The following is a 17,150-nucleotide window of genomic DNA, read 5'->3' as shown; positions in this document are numbered from 1 at the left end:
CTCTCCGGAAGATTTCCCTGATTTTTCAGGGATGATCTTCCGGAGAGCTTGTCAACAAAAACGGCTACCCTTTGGCCTCTTCGGACGAGGTGTCTTCAGCGCGATCGGCCTTAGCCAACGCTGCATCCTCTTCCTCGACCTCAGCTTCCGTTTGGATATCGGCGCTGGCCGCAGCAACCGGATTGGATTTGTCTCGCCCTGTCCAAACCTTGATCACAGCCCACGCTGCAGCTACCAGGGGAACAGCTAGTACCGCACCGATAATTCCAGCCAGCACGGTGCCGCCGGTCAATGCGAGCAGTACGACTAGTGGATGCAGGTTCAGTGCGCTGGCCATGACAACCGGCTGTAGGAAGTTACCTTCCAGCTGGTTCACCACGACTACCGCAGCCAAGACGATCAAAGCGACTACCGGACCATTGGTCACCAACGCGATCAAGGTGGCAAGAATGCCGGCCACAGTGGCACCGACCATCGGAACAAATGAACCGAGGAAGACGATGACACCTAGCGGGATTGCCAGCGGTACACGGACAATCAGCAAGGTCGCGGTGATACCAATGGCGTCAACGGCAGCAACCGTTGCGGTGCCTCGAATGTACCCGCCGAAGGTGCGCAAGGCGCGGTCACCGGACTGGATCCACTTGTTGCGGTAGTGATCAGGAGTCCATGAAACGGCGAATGCCCAGATACGATCTCCGTCCTTCAGGAAGAAGAAGAGGATCACCAAAAGTAGAACTAGCCCAGTCAAGAAGCTGCCGGCAGCACTAAGCGTATTTAATGCGCCCGTGCCGAACTGCGAACTGGTCATGAAGCCAGTGACAGTCTTTACCGCTTCATCAATTTGGGTCTGATCAATTGTGATTGGCAGATTGCCAATCAAGCCTTGAACCATATCGTTGAGCTGGTTGAAACCCTGTACGGCCTTATCTACCAACTTTGGCCATTCGTTAATGACAGAGAAGACTAGCCCGGTTCCGATGCCACCGAGAACCAGGAAGGTCCCAAGGAAAACAATCCAGGCCGAAAGTAATGGCGAAAAGGTCTTGCGCAGTTTCACTACGAGAGGCCACAGTGCACAAGAGATGATCACGGCCAACAAAGTTGGGATCACGATCATTGTCAGGCGCAGCATGCCCACAATAAGGAAGGCGGCAAGTGTACCGACGATGAGTAGCTGGGCACTGCGAATACCTAGTCGTCCTAAGAGATCACTCCAAAGTCCACTGACAGTAAAGTCAGGCTCGGTATCTTTGGCGACTAGTTGCTGGGCTCCGGATGCTGCTTTTGCTGGATTTGTTTGCTTCTTCTTTGGCGCTTGGGCTTTGCCCTTGCCGAAAAAAGCCATTGTTGCTCCTCGTAGCTTGTACTAAGTAGTTCTAACAATAGGCCAACGAGTTGACGAGCACCTAGGCCGACACCTCAGGGCAGGCTGAATCATATTCAGCCTAGGTTTTAGCCGAAAAATAAGGTACTGAAGGCTGTCGATTGATTATCCGTGCGGGGTAACCGTGCGCTGGAATCCGGGGTCAGCGGACAGTACGTAGTTAAGGCAGTCAGGTGACCGTCCCAATGCGGGATGATCACCTGATGAAACCTATAGGCTGTGACTTTTAGGCCTTGAAGTATTCCTCGGCCAGTAGCCCCATGACTATCTTGTCGTGGAACGAGCCATCGTGGAATCCTGCCTGGCGGATTCGGCCTTCCTCGTGGAAACCGGTACGAACAAAAGTGCGTAAGGCTCTCTCGTTGTATGCCCAGACGTTCAGGCCGATCCGGTTAAGACCCATCTCGCGGAAGCCGTAATCAATGATCATCTTTGTTGCCAACGTTCCGTAACCCTGACCTACGTTAGACCCACCGATCATGATCATCAGCTCAGCGGATCGTGCTGGAGCGTTGTAGTCATACAGTGCGGTGTGGCCAATTAGCGTGTCATCGGGAAGCGTGATCGACAGGCCAACCCCGTCGGTGGTGCCCCGGTTCAGGCTACGTGACTTGAAAAGTGTGGCAGCTTCATTGACCGGGTGGGGGAGTACGAGGCTTCCTTGGAGAGCCATGAATTCTGGACTGTTCCACCATTGGGTGAGAAAAGCGAGATCATCCTCTTGTAGCTCACGCAATCGCAATTGGTCTGAAATCAGTAGATCGATTCCATAATTTTGGGCATTCTCTGTGTTCCATTTGTCACTTGCCATGTACCTAATCTACCGGTCTTTGCTGTGGAGAATTTGAAAAAATCGCGGAGCGCGTAGTCCTGCACGTGCGTAGTTGAGTTATGTCGCTGAACTCAACACCACCAAATCAACAAGGCAGTTAAAAGCCAGCCGGGTCGTTGCTAAGGCAACGACCCGGCTGGCCAAGACTATTCGAGATGGCTAAAAGCGGATTAGCCGAAGAACGCGTTAGGGAAGCGCAAGACGATGGAAGCGGCAACTAGGATCCACAGAACTGCGGTAATGATCCAGCTCCACTCGGTGAAGAATCGCTTGACCGCTGCACCTGCCGGAATAACGCCGGTGACTACGTTGCGCGCTGTAGTGAAGACAAAGAGTGGAATCACCATGATCCACACAATCATGCAGTAAGGGCACAGGGCATTGATTTCATAAAGAGCCTGGGACCAGAACCAAATGACCAGGCCCATAGCTGCAGTTACGCCTACTTGGAAGCAGATCCAGAACCAGCGTTTGAAGTTTGTTGCACCCGCCAGTAGTACGGCACCAATAGTGAGTACAATAGCGAAGCAGACAATACCGAAGAATGGGTTGGGGAAGCCGAAGATTCCGGCTTGCGCAGATCGCATCACAGTGCCACAAGAAATCCATGGATTGATGTCGCAGCTGGTGACGTAATCCGGGTTCTTGTACAGCTCCAATCGCTCTAATACCAAGATTCCGGCAGCTAGCCATGAGATGAATCCGGTAATTACCAAGAGCAGCCCGAAACCGCGTTCTCTAGCCCACCAAGGCAACACGCCCGGGTTTTGGCTCTTTTCTAGTGATGAAACCATGTTTCGACTATTCCATAAATTTGTAGGAAAGCGGGAGTTTCCGCTTTGAGCCTTTTCATCTTAAGGAGCAATTCTGTGGAACTGATGAGAAGCGGTGAACGCGGTGTGAACTATATATGAGAGAATAGTGATGGTTGCTCGCGGATCCACAGTCTGCTTTCAACCCGACGACAGACTTTTGAAACAACAGATCGCCTGGCGATGCATCGCTTCGGTTGAGTGCCCAATACGTGCGCCTCCCGAGGGAATACCGCGGATCGTAGGGCTGCAAAGGAAAGCAGCCGGTTTTCATAGGCCACGTTGATCCGCAGGAATTGCGTCCAGTTCTATTGCAGAGCTAGTGGCAATCTTGCGGAAAATAGCGAGCTTTTGTGTCTGACCGATAGTAACTAGTCGGCCAAGAGACACGTGATGATTGTAGTTTCAGCGGTGGCGCCGTCTGTGGAGGATGCCTAAGCGGGACAAAGTAGGAGTACGCGAATCTAATGAGCGCAGCAAATCAACGAAAGGGCGGGGCGCAAGGTAACAAGCGAGGCAATCGTTCAACACGTGCCCGTCGAACCAGCGTTTCAACCACACCAGCGCGACCACTGCGTCGTGCAATGACCTTGGCAGAACTCAACGCCGCAGCTGGCGTTGAAGAAAGCCCATACCGCTGGCGAGCGACTCGCCGCACCCAGGTCTCAACCCCTGATTCAACCAAGCGGGCCAACCGTCAGGCTGAGCGTAAAGCTCAGGTTGCACGCCACGCTGCCAGCGACGAAGCAGTCGAGCAAGCAGCCACCCGACAAGAAACTGCGGATCAGCAAGAACTAGCTAGCGCTGTTGTTGCACCTGCAGAAACTGCCGAGACTGCGCAGACTGAAGAAACTGCAGTGGCTGATGCTCCAGCTCCAGTAGTAGAAGACCACACCGGTCAGCTACTTGCTGAACACGGCAGCTCCATGATCCTTAACCCATTTGCTGTTCCGGAAACCGCTCAGGCAGTTCTGGCTCAGGCCGTGGCTAAGAAGCATGAACCAGCACGCCGTGAAGCGCTGGACTCCGATGCTGAGGCCGATGACGTAACTTCACGTCGTCGCCGCCGCCGCCGTCGCGGAGATGTGGACTTGGAACTTGAAGGTGGCTCACAAGATGATCCACCCAACACGGTCACCCGAGTTCGTGCCCCACGTGCCAGTGTGGAGAGCCACGGCGCAGCCAGCGACCAAGTAACCTCGGTGCGCGGTTCAACGCGTCTTGAGGCAAAGCGTCAGCGTCGCCGTGAATCCCGCGAGACCGGCCGTCGCCGTCAGGTGATTACCGAGGCAGAGTTCTTGGCACGTCGCGAGTCGGTAGAACGCAAGATGATCGTTCGCCAGCGCGAGGACCGCATTCAGATCGGTGTCCTGGAAGACGGTGTGCTTGCAGAGCACTTCGTTTCCAAGACTCAGCAGGATTCGCTGATCGGCAACGTTTATGTTGGCAAGGTGCAGAACGTCTTGCCATCCATGGAAGCAGCTTTCGTGGATATCGGACGCGGCCGTAACGCTGTGCTGTACGCCGGTGAGGTTAACTGGGATATCGCGGCCCTTGAAGGTCAGCCACGTCGCATCGAAAACGCGCTGAAGGCCGGAGACTCGGTACTCGTTCAGGTCACCAAGGATCCAGTGGGTCACAAGGGTGCACGCCTGACCAGCCAGATTTCCTTGCCAGGACGCTACTTGGTCTACGTACCAGGTGGTTCCATGACCGGCATCTCGCGCAAACTGCCAGATGTTGAGCGCCAGCGCCTGAAGAAGATTTTGAAGGATCACCTGCCAGAAAACGCCGGCGTCATCGTACGTACCGCCGCTGAAGGTGCCTCCGAAGAGGAGCTGACCAACGATATTAACCGTCTGCGTGCGCAGTGGGAAGGTATCGAAGAGCAGTCCACCTCGACCAAGACCCTGGCTCCGGAGCTTCTGTACTCCGAACCAGATCTGACCATCAAGGTAGTCCGCGATGTCTTCAACGAAGACTTCACCAAGCTGATCGTCTCCGGCGAGCACGCTTGGGACACCATCGAGGCCTACGTCATGTACGTAGCACCAGATCTGATGGGACGCTTGGAAAAGTGGGAATCCGACGAGGATATCTTCGCTAACTACCGTGTTGATGAGCAGATTGCCAAGGCACTGGACCGCAAGGTCTACCTGCCTTCGGGTGGTTCGCTGGTTATTGACCGCACCGAAGCGATGACCGTCGTTGACGTGAACACCGGTAAGTTCACCGGCTCCGGTGGCAACCTTGAAGAGACTGTGACCAAGAACAACTTGGAAGCAGCCGAAGAAGTTGTTCGCCAGCTGCGTTTGCGTGACATCGGTGGCATCATCGTTATCGACTTCATCGATATGGTCCTTGAGTCCAACCGCGATCTTGTCTTGCGTCGTCTTGTTGAGTGCTTGGGTCGAGATCGCACCAAGCATCAGGTAGCCGAGGTGACCTCCTTGGGTCTGGTCCAGATGACGCGTAAGCGTATGGGCACCGGATTGCTGGAAGTCTTCGGTGAAGAGTGCGAGCATTGTGCTGGCGCTGGTGTGATCACTCACGAAGAACCAGTTGAGTCGCGTCGCACCTTCAACTCGGCCGGCGAAGTTCAGGTAAAAAAGTTTAATGAAAAGCCTGCTCGTAATTCCCGTCGCCGTCGTGGTGGCGAGAAGGACGAGACCAAGCCAGCTGCAAAGCAGGAGAGCACCGTAGACGGTGAGAAGGATGAAGCCGCGCGTAACGCGTTGGCAAGCATCGCTGCTGCCTCGCACCTCGAAGTACACGCTGAAAATGCGGTGAACATCGAAGGTGAGCAGATTCCTGTGATCAAGACCAGCGTGCAGCCTGACGGCGACATCTCGGTCACCCTTGAAGCTCTCGAAGCGGCCCTACCGGGCAAGGACGAGTCCGATGAGGATAATGAGGGCGGGCGCAAGCCACGTCGTCGTTCACGCTCACGGGGACGTAACCGTTCCCAGCCGGAGAATGAGACGCAGGACGCTAAGGTTGATGAAGCTGAATCGAGCACCGAAGAGGTACAGTCGGTAGCGGTTGAAGTTCATCAGGAGCCAAAGGCTGCCACGCAACCTCGCAAGCGCTCACGCCGTGCTTCACGACCACAGGGCGCAGGAGCAGCGCAGTCGCAGCAGGACCAGCCGGTATTGACCGGTCTGGCCATGCCGGCAGCAAACGCCCCTATCGCCTCTGAGATCAGCACCCCTGCTGAATCAACGGCCACCGTTAGCGCGGTAGCCCCACAGAGTTCCACGAAACCGAAGCGACGCAGTCGTCGAGCCACCTCGGCTCAAGGCGACGCGAGTGCAGAAGTTCTCGTGGCTGAGGTATCCGAAGCTACCGGTTCGGTAGTTCAAATGGATGTCTCCAGTTCGCACAAAGAAAAGCCATCTGAGCCTGCCGGGCAACCGGTAATGCTCGGAGTGGGTGTTCCGGTACGCGAGCTGAAATAGATGAACTTGGTCACGCTTCCCCCGCTGGGGCACTTTGTATTTGCCCCAGTGGTGTGGACTAGCGTAATCTAGTTGATCGGTGCTAAACGCCAAGATCACGGACTTTCCGTCCGCTCGGCGTCAAGGCACAAGCGCATGAGATCCCCGGGATTCGCATCCTTTATTGGGTGTTCGGGTCGATATCTGCGCCGGTAAGACAATAAACGTCGAGTAGAAGTGAGTACCCACGTGGTGTACGCAATTGTCCGCGCAGGCGGCCACCAGGAGAAGGTTTCCGTTGGAGACCTCATCACCGTTGACCGTCTTCAGGCTGCCCCAGGCAGCTCCATCGAGCTTCCAGCTTTGCTGTTGGTAGTTGGCGAGAAGGTTACTTCCGCAGCTGCTGATTTGGCTAAGGTCACGGTCACCGCTGAGGTTGTAGAAAACCTTCGCGGCGAGAAGATCGTAATCCAGAAGTACAAGAACAAGACCGGTTACAAGAAGCGCCAGGGCTTCCGTGCCGCTCTGACCAAGGTCAAGGTCACCTCGATCGCCTAATTGGGCCGATCGTAATATCCATTTTTGTAGCGAAAGAGGCTAAAAGGCATGGCACATAAGAAAGGTGCGAGTTCCACTCGCAACGGTCGCGATTCCAACGCACAGTACCTAGGCGTAAAGCGCTTTGGTGGTCAGGAAGTCAAGGCTGGCGAAATCATCGTTCGTCAGCGTGGCACCCACTTCCACCCAGGCGCCGGCGTAGGCCGTGGCAAGGATGACACCCTGTTCGCCCTGGCTGCTGGCGCAGTCGAGTTCGGCACCCGTCGTGGTCGCCGCGTGGTGAACATTGTTGCCGCAGCCTAATTTAGGCAACAGGCAAATTTTTTAGTACACAAGGGGTGGGCCGTTATTCGGTCCGCCCCTTGCGTGCATAGTTAGACTTTTCTGCGAGCACAGCTCGCAACCCCGTACTAGGAGAAGATGGCCCCGTGGCTGCATTCGTTGATCGCGTAACCCTTCATGTCACCGCAGGTAATGGTGGCCACGGTTGTGTGTCCATCAAGCGCGAGAAATTTAAACCGCTTGGCGGACCCGATGGCGGCAACGGCGGCAAGGGTGGCGACGTCATCTTGCGCGTTGACCCTCAGGTCACCACGCTGCTGGACTTCCACCACCTGCCACACCGCAAAGCCGGCAACGGCGAGCCAGGCAAGGGTGGACTGCACCCAGGCAAGCACGGTGAGGATCTGATCCTTGGCGTGCCTGCAGGTACCGTAATCAAGACCAAAGATGGCGACATCCTTGGTGACCTCATCAACATCGGGGACGAGTACATCGCGGCCCTTGGTGGCATGGGTGGTCTGGGCAACGCGGCAATCTCTTCGGATAAGCGCAAGGCTCCAGGCTTCGCATTGCTGGGTATTCCAGGAACCGCTCAGGACATTGTCCTTGAACTGAAGTCCATGGCAGATATTGCTCTGGTGGGTTACCCATCGGCTGGTAAGTCTTCGTTGATTGCCGCTGTTTCTGCAGCGCGTCCAAAGATCGCCGACTACCCGTTCACCACCTTGGTTCCTAACCTAGGCGTCGTTCAGGCCGGCGAAGTCCGCTTCACCGTAGCCGACGTGCCAGGACTGATCCCAGGTGCTTCCGAAGGCAAGGGCCTGGGACACGAGTTCCTGCGCCACGTAGAGCGCTGTGCAGCCATTGTGCACGTCTTGGACTGTGCCTCGCTGGAATCAGATCGTGATCCACTGACCGATCTGGATATCATCGAAGCCGAGTTGGCCAACTATGAAGCCGACTCCACCTTTGCTGGAACTGACGGCACGATCGTTCCACTGATCGAGCGCCCAAAGCTGATCGCCCTAAACAAGATTGACATGCCAGACGGCGCCGAAATGGCTGAATTTGTCCGTCCAGAGCTGGAAAAGCGCGGATACCGTGTCTTTGAGATCTCGGCACTCTCACGTAATGGATTGCGTGAATTGTCCTTCGCTATGGCTGAATTGGTAGAACAGGCGCGAGCCGAACAAGTTGTCGAGGCACCAGTTGTTGAGGTGCCAGTGATCCGTCAGCGTTCTTCGAAGCAGGAAGAGTTCTACATCCGCCGCGAAGAGCAGAACCTTGAGCCACTGTGGCGCGTTATCGGCGAAAAGCCTGAACGCTGGATCATGCAGACTGACTTCCGTAATGATGAGGCAGTTGGCTACCTAGCCGACCGCCTAGCAAAACTGGGGGTAGAGAACAAGCTATTTAGGGCCGGTGCCAAGCCTGGTGACGCTGTCATCATTGGCTCCGAAGAAGATTCCGTGGTCTTTGACTGGGAGCCAACTATGGCTGCCGGTGCTGAACTACTCGGCGGAAGCCGACGTGGTGAAGACATCCGTCTGGAAGACCGCGGAGATCGCAAGACTCGCGAAGAAAAGCGCGCCGATCACGAAGAGCGCAAGGCCGCGAAGGCTGAAGCTCGTGCAGAGCTTGAAGCTGAACGCAAGGCCGGCATCTGGACTGAGTCGGTGAACGCAAAACGCAACAAGAAGGCTGCACCACCGAAGGCAGCCCAGGAGGAAAATTAAAGTATGAGTGAAAGTGCCACTAAGACTATTTCAGCCATTACCTCTCCTCACGAACTGCCCGAAGCACGGCGGATCGTAGTCAAGGTCGGATCAAGCTCGCTAACCACAGTTAGCGGGGGGATATCGCATGAAAGACTGAAGTTCTTGGTGGACACTCTCGCCGAGACCGTGAATAACGGGACCGAGGTTATCCTTGTTTCCTCCGGTGCAATTGCCGCCGGACTGGCCCCGCTGGGTTTGCCAAAACGTCCAAAGGACTTGGCAACCCAGCAGGCCGCGGCCGCAGTTGGTCAGGGTCTGCTGCTGGCCGAATACACGCAGCTATTTGAAGAGCATGATTTGCGAGTGGGTCAGGTCCTACTGACCGCAGATGACCTGATGCGTCGCTCCTCTTACACCAACGCATTGCGTTCTTTGGTTCGATTGCTGAACCTGGGCGTGCTACCTATCGTGAATGAAAATGACGCGGTAGCCACCCGTGAAATTCGTTTTGGCGACAATGATCGCCTCGCTGCCCTGGTAGCTCACTTGGTGAAAGCCGATGCCCTTCTGCTCTTCTCCGATGTTGATTCCGTCTATGACGCACACCCTGCGGACGGCGGAAGCCGAATCAGCACCATTGAGCACCCCGACGAGCTTGAATCCGTTGATCTGGGTACTCCAGGAGCTGCGGGAGTGGGCACCGGTGGCATGATCACCAAGGTTGATGCCGCAACCATGAGCTCTTCTGCAGGTATCCCAACCCTCGTTACCAGTACCGACAATGCAGCTAAGGCCTTGCGCGGGCAGGACGTCGGCACTTGGTTTGCCGCACGTAATTCACGCCGCTCGGCACGAGACGTATGGTTGGCTTACCTAGCTGGCATTGAAGGCCGGCTGATTCTTGATGACGGTGCAGTCAAGGCCATTGCACGGGGAACTAACTCGCTGCTTGCCGCCGGCATCATTGGGGTTGAAGGTGCATTTGAAGCTGGGGACGCCGTGGAACTCTGCGGATCTGACCGAGTTCCATTTGCCCGTGGCCTGGTTAATTACGGGTCAGATGAGCTACCTGACATGCTGGGGCAGAACACCGGAGACCTAGTGGATCAGCTCGGCGAAGGTTACGACAAGTCAGTAGTGCATGTCGATGACCTAGCTTTGATCGAACCTATTTTCTAGGATGGGAACTATGAGTATCGACGCCGTACGAACAGAAGAACAGATCACCGACGTCACCAATTCGGTTTATCAGCTCGCTGATCGAGCTCGCCGCGCATCGCGGGTTCTCAAACGAGCCAACCGAGATTGGAAAGACCGCGCGCTGTTGGCCATCGCCTCCGGGATTGACGCGAACCGCTCCAAGATCATTGAAGAAAACAAAAAGGACCTAGAAGTTGGCCGTGGCAACGGAACTTCTGTGGCCATGCTGGACCGCTTGAAGCTGGACAATAAGCGCATTGACGGTCTGATTTCCGCCTTGCATGAACTTGCCGGCCTGCCTGATCCTGTCGGTCGTGTAGTTCGCGGCGAGACCCTGCCTAACGGTTTGCGCATGCGTCAGGTCAATGTCCCAATGGGTGTCATTGGAACTATTTATGAGGCTCGTCCCAACGTGACCGTAGACATTGCTGGGCTGTCGCTCAAGAGCGGCAACGCCGTGTTGTTGCGAGGTGGAACCGCTGCCTTCAACTCAAATCAGGCACTGGTCTCGACTATTCGTGACGCACTAGAATCTGTGTCTCTTCCACGAGACCTCGTGACTTCCATTGATCAATATGGTCGCGACGGGGCAGATGCGTTGATGGGCGCACGAGGCAAGGTTGACGTCTTGATTCCTCGTGGTGGCCGAGATCTGATTCAGCGTGTTGTCACCACTGCAAAGGTTCCAGTGATTGAAACCGGTGAAGGCAATGTGCACATCTTCTTGGACGCAGATGCTGAACAGCAGATGGCCATCGACATTCTGACCAACGCCAAGACTCAGCGACCAAGTGTGTGCAACACCGTGGAGACGCTGTTGATCCATAAGGATTCCACTGCCGCTGTGGGTGTGCTGAAGGCCCTGTCGGCTGCTGGGGTCACCCTGCACGTTGATGAGCGTGCTGCAGCGTTGGTTCCTAGTCTGGAAACGGTGGCTGCCCAGGAAGAGGACTGGAGCACCGAGTACATGGATCTGGATATCGCAGTCAAGGTAGTAGATGACATTGACGCGGCGCTGGATCACATCCGTGAATACTCGACCGGCCACACAGAAGCTATCTTGACTTCATCTCTGGCGAACTCTGAGCTTTTCATTGCTGAGATTGAATCGGCTGCGGTCATTGTGAACGCTTCGACTCGTTTCACCGATGGTGGCCAGCTGGGCCTTGGAGCCGAAGTTGGTATCTCGACTCAGAAGATGCACGCTCGTGGTCCCATGGGTCTGACTGAGCTAACCACTACCAAGTGGATTGTTCAGGGTGACGGTCACGTCCGTAAATAGTTTCTGACGGCGCTTTTCGGTAGGATGTAGAAGAAACGTACCGTTACTTTTCGGGCCGTTGAACCGTTGGCTTAGGTCGACGGCTCAATCGGTACCGTGGATACGACTGGAGAATTACTTGAACGCGCTGATTCTGGCCTCTGAAGCCTCTACCACTGGCATCAGTGGGCACACCTGGTCCCTGCTTATCGGTGGCGGCATCTTCGTTGCATTGATGATCTTGCTTTTGATCACCGTTTCCTACACCAACGTAGGCAACCGTCATCCTGCCAAGGAAGAAGAGCAGGATATTCACCGTCAGTTCAAGACTCACGAACCACACAGTCACTAGTCTTGGCTGAGCGTCAGCATCGTGATCGCCCATTACGCCTCGGCGTGATGGGCGGTACTTTTGACCCTATCCATAATGGCCACTTGGTCGCCGCCAGCGAGGTGGCAGCTGAGCTGAATTTGGATGAGGTAGTTTTTGTACCTACCGGCCAGCCGTGGCAGAAGGCAGACAAGCAAGTAACGAGCCCAGAGCATCGTTACTTGATGACTGTCATTGCGACGGCGTCGAATCCCCGCTTCACTGTAAGCCGGGTAGACATTGACCGTGAGGGTGCAACTTACACGCGCGATACTCTCTTGGACTTACGCGCCCAGCGCCCGGAAGCAGAACTCTTCTTCATTACCGGTGCAGACGCGATGAGTCAGATCATGAGTTGGCGCGACATCGATCAAGTTTGGGACCTAGCGCATTTTGTTGGTGTTAGTCGTCCGGGTTACGTGATGAGTGATTTGGGACGTGAAAATGTCTCACAGCTTGAAATTCCAGCACTAGCGATATCCTCTACGGATTGTCGTGAACGCGTCGCCCAAGAGAAGCCAGTTTGGTACCTTGTGCCTGACGGTGTGGTGCAGTACATTGCAAAATATGGGCTGTATACCGAGTCGTAACCTCACATTCGGTGACGTAACACGGCATAATCTCTAGGTAAGGGTGACGGTATTTGTCTATGCGGTCGGGAGAAGTACAGGATGAGCGATAACTCGCAGCCGGTTTCTAGCAGGCGAGCTCTGCGAGAAAAGCGACGCGCCGAAATGGAAGCTTTGCTAGCTAATAGCAAGGCTGAGCAAGACGCTAAAGAACTCGCAGATCAGAAGAACACAGGGGAGTCCGAGAAGTCGGCCAAGCCTGCGAAAACTGAAGCGAGCCCTGAGGCGAAGCCGGATGCAGTCAAGCCGAAGGCGTCACAGCCCGAAGCTAAAGCAGAGGCTAAGCCCGCTGCTTCTCCAAAACCTTCGACTCCAGCCGCTAAGCCGGCTGTCAAGCCGTCGACCCCTGCCGCGCAAGCTACTGCTAAGCCAGCACCAGTTGTTGCTCCGAAGCCTGACGCCGCAAAACAGCCAAACGCAGCCAAGCCAGTTCCTGCTAAACAGAATGAGGCTAAGGTCACCCCAGCATCCACTGCAAGCAAGCCCGCGGACAAGCCTGTTGCAGCTCCTGTTAAACCTGCACCGCAAAGTCAGGCTAAAGCAGCTGCACCTGCACCTGCACCTAGCAAGCCAGAGCAGCCAAAGAACGATTCTTCAAAAGCACAGCCTCAGGGAGCAGCTTCGGCCAAGCCTGAGACCAGCGAAAAATCCGCTGAAGCTGAACACACTCCTGAAGGATCCACGGGGGAGCGCACCTCGTTACGCCGGGCACGCAACCGTGAGGCACTGCGCGAGCGTCGCCGCCTAGAGGGCGAAGTTGACGCTTTGACTAGCCACATTCCAACCGTGGAACCTGGCGATGATCCTAAGCCACTTACTCGTCGTCAACTGCGCCTACAAGCATTAGCCGAGCAAGGTCAAGCCGCGCCAGCTACTTCGCCAAAGCCTGTAACCAAGCCAGCGAAGAAGCCGGCAGATCATGATGATTCACCTGAAACTACGGTGATGAGTGTTGAGCAGGCCTTGGCAGCACGTCGAGCTCATGCACCGAAGACTCCAATTGATCCAAACCTGCTGGGGGAGGACGACTCCGAGATTGATCTCGAAGTTCTTGCTCACCAGCGCGAAATGGCTGCACGTGCAGCGATCATTTCTCGTCGAGCAGCTGAACGCGAACGTCTGCGTGTGGAGAATGCGAAGCAGGGCAAGGACGACAAGTCCTCTGATCCATTCACCGGTGCGATGGGCAACATTCGCGAGGTTGAGGACCGTATCGCCAAGACTGGCGTTCAAGGTCCAAAGACACAAAGCGTTTCGCTGAACCTGGATGCTGACGGCAAGATCAGCTCGAAGAAGAACCAGGCCGCTCCTGCAGCTAAGAAGCCAGCTGGCAAGTCTGGTGTTACGGCAAAGCCTGCTCCAAAGCAGACTGCTATGCCAGCACCAAAACCAGTGGCTAAGCCTGAGGCAAAACCAGAAGCTAAGCCAGCTGCCAAGCCGGCCGCAAAACCTGCGGTGAAGCCTGCAGATAAGTCAGCTGTTGAGCAGAAGAAAGCAACACCTGCTGGTGATTCGGCAGCAGTACAGATGCCTCGCATCAACGCGGTAAATGCTCAGGGTCTGGAACCGTTGGACGTACAAACCCACGGTGTTCGACGTGCCAACAACATGCTGATTGCCATGATTGTGGCCCTTAGCCTTGGCGGCGCAGCACTGATCGCAGGACTGATCATGTTGCTCGGCAACTAATTTCATAGCAAAATAAGATTCTCGATCTACACCTCTAACAAGGAGACACCCCACTCAATGGGAGCACACGCAGATTCAATTGCCCTCGTGAAGATTGCAGCTCATGCTGCATCTGACAAGATGGCAGAAAACATGGTCGCGCTCGACGTAGCCGATCGCTTGGGCGTCACCGACGCTTTCTTGATTGTCTCTGGTGGATCAGAACCGCAGGTGAACGCAATCGTTGACGAGATCCAGGCAAAGGTTCTCGCAGAGTACAGCATGCGCCCGGTCCGCCGTGAAGGCTTCGGCATGGGTCGCTGGGTACTTTTGGATTACGGCGACGTTGTTGTCCACGTTCAGCACCCGGAAGATCGTATCTTCTACGCTTTGGAACGCCTCTGGGCCGACTGCCCAGTTATTGAGTTGCCTGAGGAATTGTCCCAGAACAACCAGTAATCTGGAATTTGCATCCTGATCAGTTAGTCCTCTATGATAATGGAGTTGCCTGATCGGGGTAGCAATCCTTTGGGGGTATGGCGCAGTTGGTAGCGCGTCTGCATGGCATGCAGAAGGTCAGGGGTTCGAATCCCCTTATCTCCACCAAAGAAGTATCATTCCAACGAATTGCCGAGTGCACGTCGAAAGACGAAAGCACTCGGCAATTTTGGTTTTCAGACCCTTTTTCACCGAGTCCGGGCAGATTAGTGGTTTCGGCGCTTTTCCCTTGTCTCAGGGCGTTCTGTGTCGTTTGGGCGGCGTAAAATTGCCTGAATGGTTCGGCAACCAGGATCGACGCATCATCGTCTTCGTTGACGAAGAACTTTTCGACGAATGTCTTGTTGACGGTTCGACGCATCTCGTCTGTCGCGTGGTCATAGTACCGTGGCACGCTTTGCAGGAGAGCAAAGACGTGATGCATGGTGCGGAAGCCAAGATCCAACGTTGTATCGATATTGGCAAGCTTTTCCTGTAGCGCTCCACGATGAATTGAGATCGCGAGCATACGCTCACGGATCTTATCCTTCGACAACAGTCCTTCGGTTGCCAGGTCGAGAAGACGCTCTTCCTTGTCATTTTCTTCCTGGATTTTCGCCTGAAGGTCTTTCTTGGTTTCGCGAACGGACGATTGCTCGTCTGCTACAGCTACTTCCAGCTGTTGCTTCACTTCTTCGATATAGCCTTCTGGTAGGTCAAGGCGCGTGAAGGCAGCCTGGATTGAGTCCTCTACTCTGTAGACCGGTAGGTAGGATAGATCGCAGTTGCCGCGTTTCCGCTCGTTACAGAAGTAATAGGCGTAACGATCTCCCCGGCCTTTGGCCAGTGTGTAGGTCAGGACAGACTCGCGTCCTTGTGCATGGCATCGAGCGCAGTACAGCATGCCGCGGAGGTAATGGGAATGCACTCTGTCCTTCTGAGTACTTCCGCTGCGATTGTTCATAACCTCTTGCACACGATCGAACAACTCGATGCTGACGATCGGTTCGTGCCGTCCTGGAATATGTTGACCTTCGTAGAGCACGAAGCCCGCGTAGTACTGCTCACGGAGCATCTTGTGCAGGGTTGAGATCTTGAGCGGCGTGGATGGGAACTTGGCGGTACGGCGGGTTGTGAGTCCGAGCATGGTCATTTCATCGAGCAATGCCGTGACTGAGTATTGCCCCGTCGCGTAAAGCTCAAAAGCCTTTCTGACGAGCGGAGCCCGCTCAGAATCCAACGCAATGGAGTTGACCAGGTAACCGTCCACGTCTTTACGGACATTGAGGTAGCCAAGCTTGGCCTTGCCGATCGTGCCGCCGTTCTTGGCCTTGTTACGCATCTTGAGCTTGATGTCTTCACCGGAGAGCTGGTTCTGGACTTGGTTCATAATGTCCGTAAAGGCTTCCATCGCGTCGGCGTAGACGCCTTCGCCGAAGTCTTCGCGAACAGAGATGAGCTTTATTCCCATATCTTCGAGTGATCGGCGGGTAATGGCCGCATCGGTGAAGTTACGGAAGGCACGGGAACGGGCATAGATAATGACGTAGTCAATGCCGGGGTTCTCTTTGAGGTACGTGAGCATACTGCGGAAGGCTTTGCGTTTGGTAATCGTCTGGGCGCTGACACCCGGCTCGACGAACTCTTCGACAACTTCTGCGTTGAGGTCGGAAGCCTTTTGCAGGCCGTACTCGCGCTGGGTGGCAATGGAGTTTCCGTCCTTGTCGATATCCGTAGCGGTCTTCGTCTGCGCGGCTGAGGAGACGCGCAGGTACAGGACGGCTTTCTTTGGGGCGGCGGTATCTGGGGTTTGGGATTTTCGTGTCATGACGTTGGCTCCTTTAGGCGTGGATTGGCTGAGCTGAGAATGCTTGGGCTGTTGCTCGCGGCATCCAGCGCGAGCCTGACGTTCGGCAACGCTGGGCGCGTTCGGTGATCCCGGTCTGCTCAAGACGGATAGCCATGGCGGTTGGTGAAACACCGAAGAGCTGCGCGAGTTCGCTTGGTTTTTGGATGCCGCTGAAGAATGCTCGCTTGAGCAGCACTTTCGGCATGAGCAGGCACGCGGCGAAGTAGTCGGCAGCAGATTCAGCATGCTTGCTTGACTGCGGTGCTGACTTGGACCCGTAGAGCTGCTGGGCGCGGCCGTGGTCGATGATGTGCTTGTATTCGTGAGCGAGACTGAAGCGCTGGCGCGCCTTGTTCTCGTAGCGGTTGAGCTGGATGACCCACTCGGTGCCGTTCCAAAACGTTGCTCCGGAAACCGGCTGCTCGCAGTATTCGATACGGATCTTTGGCAACTGATCGATGATCATCTCGACCGGCACTGGCCATGTCGTGATGCCGTGCAGTGTTAGAAGCTTTGCAGCTTGGTGCTCGGCGATTCGTTTGGCCTCGTCGAAGTTCTCGATGTCCCGATCTGGGATAAGCGTGCGCAGGATGGCCAGCACGCTGCGGTTGGTGTTTGGGGTGTGTGAAATATTGAACATGCTGGATGCCCTCCTTTGTGGGTAGTGATA

At 55.3% G+C, this 17,150-nt stretch carries 15 protein-coding genes, 1 tRNA gene and 1 pseudogene; 12 read left to right on the top strand and 5 right to left on the bottom strand.

Features of this window, described 5'->3' with window-relative positions; translation table 11 throughout:
• Positions 1 to 64: 64 nt before the first annotated feature.
• The 3 genes from ACT3RW_RS09155 to ACT3RW_RS09145 form a co-directional block, all read right to left on the bottom strand.
• Entirely contained in the window at positions 65 to 1,348 is a 1,284-nt protein-coding gene (locus tag ACT3RW_RS09155) for an AI-2E family transporter (protein ID WP_444613542.1), read from the bottom strand.
• Positions 1,349 to 1,613: 265 nt separating this feature from the next.
• A complete protein-coding gene (locus ACT3RW_RS09150) occupies positions 1,614 to 2,198 on the bottom strand; it encodes a GNAT family N-acetyltransferase (RefSeq protein WP_131088353.1) in 585 nt (194 codons plus the stop codon).
• Between the two features lie 191 nt (positions 2,199 to 2,389).
• Complete coding sequence (locus tag ACT3RW_RS09145) at positions 2,390 to 3,013, bottom strand: vitamin K epoxide reductase family protein (RefSeq protein ID WP_444613541.1); 624 nt, start codon at positions 3,011 to 3,013, stop codon at positions 2,390 to 2,392.
• A 602-nt stretch (positions 3,014 to 3,615) separates the two neighbouring features.
• Between ACT3RW_RS09145 and ACT3RW_RS09140 the strand changes: the two genes are divergently transcribed.
• The 12 genes from ACT3RW_RS09140 to ACT3RW_RS09085 all read left to right on the top strand — a co-directional run bounded on the left by ACT3RW_RS09140 (position 3,616) and on the right by ACT3RW_RS09085 (position 15,130).
• Positions 3,616 to 6,489 carry an Rne/Rng family ribonuclease gene (locus tag ACT3RW_RS09140; RefSeq protein ID WP_444614631.1) on the top strand — a complete coding sequence of 958 codons (2,874 nt, stop codon included), beginning with the start codon at positions 3,616 to 3,618 and terminating at the stop codon, positions 6,487 to 6,489.
• A 228-nt stretch (positions 6,490 to 6,717) separates the two neighbouring features.
• The gene (gene rplU, locus ACT3RW_RS09135) at positions 6,718 to 7,026 is read left to right on the top strand and encodes a 50S ribosomal protein L21 (RefSeq protein ID WP_444613540.1); all 309 of its coding nucleotides are present in this window, start codon (positions 6,718 to 6,720) and stop codon (positions 7,024 to 7,026) included.
• Positions 7,027 to 7,074: 48 nt separating this feature from the next.
• Entirely contained in the window at positions 7,075 to 7,329 is a 255-nt protein-coding gene (gene rpmA, locus ACT3RW_RS09130; RefSeq protein WP_022875303.1) for a 50S ribosomal protein L27, read from the top strand.
• 125 nt (positions 7,330 to 7,454) lie between these two features.
• Positions 7,455 to 9,044 carry a GTPase ObgE gene (gene obgE / locus ACT3RW_RS09125; protein ID WP_131088351.1) on the top strand — a complete coding sequence of 530 codons (1,590 nt, stop codon included), beginning with the start codon at positions 7,455 to 7,457 and terminating at the stop codon, positions 9,042 to 9,044.
• Positions 9,045 to 9,047: 3 nt separating this feature from the next.
• Positions 9,048 to 10,205: a glutamate 5-kinase gene (gene proB, locus ACT3RW_RS09120; protein WP_262197601.1), complete on the top strand. Its 1,158-nt coding sequence runs from the start codon at positions 9,048 to 9,050 to the stop codon at positions 10,203 to 10,205.
• 10 nt (positions 10,206 to 10,215) lie between these two features.
• Positions 10,216 to 11,508 (top strand): glutamate-5-semialdehyde dehydrogenase, encoded by a 1,293-nt coding sequence (locus ACT3RW_RS09115; RefSeq protein WP_444613539.1) that lies wholly within the window; start codon positions 10,216 to 10,218, stop codon positions 11,506 to 11,508.
• Between the two features lie 118 nt (positions 11,509 to 11,626).
• Positions 11,627 to 11,839, top strand: coding sequence for a hypothetical protein (locus ACT3RW_RS09110; RefSeq protein WP_131088348.1), 213 nt, complete (start codon positions 11,627 to 11,629; stop codon positions 11,837 to 11,839).
• A 2-nt stretch (positions 11,840 to 11,841) separates the two neighbouring features.
• Complete coding sequence (gene nadD, locus ACT3RW_RS09105; protein WP_131088347.1) at positions 11,842 to 12,447, top strand: nicotinate-nucleotide adenylyltransferase; 606 nt, start codon at positions 11,842 to 11,844, stop codon at positions 12,445 to 12,447.
• A gap of 81 nt (positions 12,448 to 12,528) precedes the next feature.
• Positions 12,529 to 14,175: a hypothetical protein gene (locus tag ACT3RW_RS09100; RefSeq protein WP_444613538.1), complete on the top strand. Its 1,647-nt coding sequence runs from the start codon at positions 12,529 to 12,531 to the stop codon at positions 14,173 to 14,175.
• Positions 14,176 to 14,232: 57 nt separating this feature from the next.
• Positions 14,233 to 14,613: a ribosome silencing factor gene (rsfS, locus tag ACT3RW_RS09095; RefSeq protein ID WP_444613537.1), complete on the top strand. Its 381-nt coding sequence runs from the start codon at positions 14,233 to 14,235 to the stop codon at positions 14,611 to 14,613.
• A 71-nt stretch (positions 14,614 to 14,684) separates the two neighbouring features.
• A tRNA-Ala gene (locus ACT3RW_RS09090) sits at positions 14,685 to 14,760 on the top strand.
• Positions 14,761 to 14,788: 28 nt separating this feature from the next.
• Positions 14,789 to 15,130 (top strand): hypothetical protein, encoded by a 342-nt coding sequence (locus tag ACT3RW_RS09085; RefSeq protein WP_444613536.1) that lies wholly within the window; start codon positions 14,789 to 14,791, stop codon positions 15,128 to 15,130.
• Positions 15,131 to 15,643: 513 nt separating this feature from the next.
• On the opposite strand, the pseudogene ACT3RW_RS09080 reads toward ACT3RW_RS09085, so the two are convergent.
• Together ACT3RW_RS09080 and ACT3RW_RS09075 are read right to left on the bottom strand one after the other, a co-directional pair.
• Positions 15,644 to 16,459: pseudogene (locus ACT3RW_RS09080) on the bottom strand (recombinase family protein); the annotation flags it as partial.
• 13 nt (positions 16,460 to 16,472) lie between these two features.
• Positions 16,473 to 17,120, bottom strand: a complete 648-nt coding sequence (locus tag ACT3RW_RS09075; RefSeq protein WP_444613535.1) for an ImmA/IrrE family metallo-endopeptidase — start codon at positions 17,118 to 17,120, stop codon at positions 16,473 to 16,475.
• Between the last annotated feature and the right edge of the window lie 30 nt (positions 17,121 to 17,150).

The organism is Glutamicibacter sp. AOP5-A2-18, assembly GCF_052446055.1.
Lineage (GTDB): Bacteria > Actinomycetota > Actinomycetes > Actinomycetales > Micrococcaceae > Glutamicibacter.
Note: the sequence above shows the minus strand (reverse complement) of the source record. Positions and strands in the feature narration are given on the sequence as shown.

Bases quoted from the DNA above. Each gene is read 5' to 3' on its own strand.
- rsfS (WP_444613537.1), top strand. From the start codon at position 14,233: ATGGGAGCACACGCAGATTCAATTGCCCTCGTGAAGATTGCAGCTCAT.
- ACT3RW_RS09100 (WP_444613538.1), top strand. From the start codon at position 12,529: ATGAGCGATAACTCGCAGCCGGTTTCTAGCAGGCGAGCTCTGCGAGAA.
- ACT3RW_RS09140 (WP_444614631.1), top strand. From the start codon at position 3,616: ATGACCTTGGCAGAACTCAACGCCGCAGCTGGCGTTGAAGAAAGCCCA.
- ACT3RW_RS09155 (WP_444613542.1), bottom strand. From the start codon at position 1,348: ATGGCTTTTTTCGGCAAGGGCAAAGCCCAAGCGCCAAAGAAGAAGCAA.
- ACT3RW_RS09145 (WP_444613541.1), bottom strand. From the start codon at position 3,013: ATGGTTTCATCACTAGAAAAGAGCCAAAACCCGGGCGTGTTGCCTTGG.
- ACT3RW_RS09075 (WP_444613535.1), bottom strand. From the start codon at position 17,120: ATGTTCAATATTTCACACACCCCAAACACCAACCGCAGCGTGCTGGCC.
- proB (WP_262197601.1), top strand. From the start codon at position 9,048: ATGAGTGAAAGTGCCACTAAGACTATTTCAGCCATTACCTCTCCTCAC.
- ACT3RW_RS09150 (WP_131088353.1), bottom strand. From the start codon at position 2,198: ATGGCAAGTGACAAATGGAACACAGAGAATGCCCAAAATTATGGAATC.
- rpmA (WP_022875303.1), top strand. From the start codon at position 7,075: ATGGCACATAAGAAAGGTGCGAGTTCCACTCGCAACGGTCGCGATTCC.
- ACT3RW_RS09115 (WP_444613539.1), top strand. From the start codon at position 10,216: ATGAGTATCGACGCCGTACGAACAGAAGAACAGATCACCGACGTCACC.